At 69.2% G+C, this 2,450-nt stretch carries 2 protein-coding genes; both read left to right on the forward strand.

Features of this window, described 5'->3' with window-relative positions; translation table 11 throughout:
• Positions 1-792: PPK2 family polyphosphate kinase (locus AC27IQ_RS22555; protein ID WP_487090868.1), on the forward strand; the 792-nt coding region annotated here is incomplete at its 5' end.
• A gap of 166 nt (positions 793-958) precedes the next feature.
• A complete protein-coding gene (locus tag AC27IQ_RS22560; protein WP_317357175.1) occupies positions 959-2,260 on the forward strand; it encodes a Glu/Leu/Phe/Val family dehydrogenase in 1,302 nt (433 codons plus the stop codon).
• Positions 2,261-2,450: the final 190 nt, after the last annotated feature.

Genomic DNA, 2,450 nt, shown 5'->3' on the forward strand with positions numbered 1-2,450 from the left:
AAAGACGGCCCCCCGCCCGCCCTGGACCTGGCCCGCTTCGACCCCGCGGCCAAGCCCTTCTCCCAGGGCGACAAGGCCAGCGACAAGGCGCGCGTGGAGGCCCTGGCCCTCGAACTGGACACCCTGCAGGACCTGCTGTACGCCGACAAGCGCTACAAGCTCCTGGTGATCCTGCAGGGCACCGACACCTCCGGCAAGGACGGCACGGTGCGCGGGGTGTTCGGCCGCATGAGCGCGCTGGGCGTGCACGCCGTGGGCTGGAAGGCGCCCACCGACACCGAGCGCGCCCACGACTACCTCTGGCGCATCCACCAGCAGGTGCCCGGCGCGGGCGAGCTGACCGTGTTCAACCGCAGCCACTACGAAGACGTGCTGGTGCCCGTGGTGAACGGCTGGATCACACCCGAGCAGCACCGCCAGCGGCTGGCGCACATCAACGACTTCGAACGCCTGCTGACCGAAACCGGCACCGTGGTGGTGAAGTTCATGCTGCACATCGGCCGGGACGAGCAGCGCAAGCGGCTGCAGGAGCGCCTGGACGACCCGGCCAAGCACTGGAAATTCGACCTGGGCGACATCGCCGCGCGCAAGCAGTGGGACGACTACCAGCGCGCCTACGCCACCCTGCTGGCCGCCACGCACACGCCGTGGGCCCCCTGGACCATCGTGCCCGCCGACTCCAAGACCCACCGCAACCTCATGATCGCCACCGTGCTGCGCGAGGTGCTGGGCCGGCTCGGCCTGCGCTACCCCGAAGGCGATCCCGCGCTGGCGGGCATCCAGGTGGAATGAGCCGCGCGACCGCCCGTCGGCCGGCCCTTGAAAAACGGCGTTGCGACCCGTTGCCCAGGTTATGCATTCGGCGCATAAACCTGTAACACTCCGGCCTTGGACAGTTGCCGGGGGCAGGCATAAGCTCCGTTGTCTGAACTGATCCCTCCTTCAAGGAAACCCCCTCATGTCGAACACCAACGGCACCCGCACCCAGCACGAACTGCCCTCCTACCTCCAGGCCGACGACCTCGGCCCGTGGGGCAACTACCTGCAGCAGGTGGACCGCGTCACGCCCTACCTGGGCAACCTGGCGCGCTGGGTGGAAACGCTCAAGCGCCCCAAGCGCATCCTGATCGTGGACGTGCCGATCGAGCTGGACAACGGCACCATCGCCCACTTCGAGGGCTACCGCGTGCAGCACAACCTGAGCCGCGGTCCCGGCAAGGGCGGCGTGCGCTTCCACCAGGACGTCACGCTGTCCGAAGTGATGGCCCTGTCGGCCTGGATGTCGGTCAAGAACGCGGCCGTGAACGTGCCCTACGGCGGTGCCAAGGGCGGCATCCGCGTCGATCCCAAGAAGCTGTCGCGCGGCGAGCTGGAGCGCCTGACGCGCCGCTACACCAGCGAGATCGGCCTGCTCATCGGCCCTTCCAAGGACATCCCCGCCCCTGACGTGAACACCAACGGCCAGGTCATGGCCTGGATGATGGACACGTACTCCATGAACACCGGCGCCACCGCCACGGGCGTGGTCACCGGCAAGCCGGTGGACCTGGGCGGCTCGCTCGGCCGCGTCGAGGCCACCGGCCGCGGCGTGTTCACCGTGGGCGTGGAAGCCGCCAAGCTGACGGGCCTGCCGCTGGAAGGCGCACGCATCGCGGTGCAGGGCTTCGGCAACGTGGGCGGCATCGCCGGCAAGCTGTTCGCCGAAGCGGGCGCCAAGGTGGTGGCCGTGCAGGACCACACCGGCACCATCTTCCAGCAGGGCGGCCTGGACGTGCCCGCCCTGCTGGAGCACGTCAAGAAGACGGGCGGCGTGGGCGGCTTCGGCGGCGCCGATGCGATCGCCAAGGAAGACTTCTGGGGCGTGGACTGCGAGATCCTCATCCCCGCCGCGCTGGAAGGCCAGATCACCAAGCACAACGCCGGCCAGATCAAGGCCAAGCTCGTGATCGAGGGCGCCAACGGCCCCACGACCACCGAGGCCGACGACATCCTGCACGACAAGGGCGTGCTGGTGCTGCCCGACGTGATCGCCAACGCCGGCGGCGTGACGGTGAGCTACTTCGAATGGGTGCAGGATTTCTCCAGCTTCTTCTGGAGCGAGGACGAGATCAACGCCCGCCTCGTGCGCATCATGCAGGAGGCCTTCGCCGGCATCTGGCACGTGGCGCAGGAACACAAGGTGAGCCTGCGCACGGCCACCTTCATCGTGGCGTGCCAGCGCATCCTGCACGCCCGCGAAATGCGCGGTCTGTACCCCTGATCCGCCTTGGCCCGAGGAGGGTCCGCCCGGCCTACCCGGCCGGCGCCCTTCCCTGGAATGGACCGCCAGCGCCCCACCGGGCCTGGCGGTTTTTTCATGCCCGTACGCCGGTCAGAGCGGCGGGCCGGAGCCCTGCGGCGCATCGCCCGCCGGCCGCGCCGCACCAGCCTCGAACACCCGCAGCGCCACG

It is taken from the genome of Acidovorax sp. KPB24-07, assembly GCF_057543315.1.